General features: G+C 62.5%; 1 protein-coding gene. It reads right to left on the bottom strand.

The genetic code is table 11. The features are described from left to right. A partial coding sequence (locus O7B34_RS32030) for an EAL domain-containing protein (protein WP_337149744.1) occupies nt 1-437 on the bottom strand: 437 nt, incomplete at both ends.

Genomic DNA, 437 nt, shown 5'->3' with positions numbered 1-437 from the left:
CGCTCGAGAGATTGATCGCCACGAAGATCGGCAGGTCGCCCGTCTGTATCTGCCAATCGGTGAGATCGCTCGTCGCCTTGTCGAAGGCGAACATGCCGAGCTGATTTATGAGATCGGAATTTTCGGCGATCGGGATGAACTCCGTCGGCGAGACGTTGCCGCGCTTCGGATGATCCCAGCGCATCAGCGCCTCGAAGCCGGCGATCTCGGCGTCGTTCAGCCGGACGATCGGCTGGTAGACGAGCGAAAGTTCCTTGCGTTCGATCGCTCGCTTGAGGTCCGCCTCGAGCTGCAGGCGGTCTGAGCCAGAGGTTCTGAAAGCCGGGCGGAATGGTTCGACGCGGTTGCCGCCCGCCTTCTTGGCGCGGAACATCGCAAGCTCCGCGTCGTCGAGAAGGCCGGCTGCACTCTGCTCCTGGTCGAGCCAGGAAACGAGG

It is taken from the genome of Mesorhizobium sp. Cs1299R1N3 (assembly GCF_037179625.1).
In the GTDB taxonomy this organism is placed as follows: domain Bacteria; phylum Pseudomonadota; class Alphaproteobacteria; order Rhizobiales; family Rhizobiaceae; genus Mesorhizobium; species Mesorhizobium salmacidum.
The sequence above is the reverse complement of the archived record's forward strand: the minus strand, read 5'-3'. Positions and strand labels throughout refer to the sequence as shown.